Genomic DNA, 482 nt, shown 5'->3' with positions numbered 1-482 from the left:
TCCTCCCAAGGAAATAAAAATATGGGGCTATAGCTCAGCTGGGAGAGCGCCTGCCTTGCACGCAGGAGGTCTGCGGTTCGATCCCGCATAGCTCCACCATTCCTTCCATAAGGAATTAAAACTTTTATGGGCGATTAGCTCAGTTGGGAGAGCACCTGCCTTACAAGCAGGGGGTCACTGGTTCGAGCCCGGTATCGCCCACCATCTTTAAGCATTCTCGAAAGAGAGTATTTAAAAATGGGTTAAAAGTTTAACACTTTGAAACTCTTGCTCTTTAACAATTTGGAAAGCTGACTGATTAACTCTACGAGTTAATCAAATTAAAAGTTCTCAATGTTTATCCTTTGGATAAACACAACACAAACACATTCAAGTGTCTTGTATTCGATTCAAATTCGTTTGAATCACATTGAGTCCGGCAAACACGTAATAAGAATTAACCCTTCTTATTACAACCAAAAACCTTGGTTGTTTACCATACA

The 482-nt window shown here is 41.1% G+C and carries 2 tRNA genes; both read left to right on the top strand.

The features are described 5' to 3' along the window. The first annotated feature begins 23 nt into the window (after positions 1-23). Positions 24-99 (top strand) — tRNA-Ala (locus tag OH460_RS27335). 29 nt (positions 100-128) lie between these two features. Further along, a tRNA-Val gene (locus OH460_RS27330) sits at positions 129-204 on the top strand. The last annotated feature ends 278 nt before the right edge of the window (positions 205-482 follow it).

This window comes from Vibrio sp. Makdt (assembly GCF_027587015.1).
In the GTDB taxonomy this organism is placed as follows: Bacteria; Pseudomonadota; Gammaproteobacteria; order Enterobacterales; family Vibrionaceae; genus Vibrio; species Vibrio chagasii_B.
The sequence above is the reverse complement of the archived record's forward strand: the minus strand, read 5'-3'. Positions and strand labels throughout refer to the sequence as shown.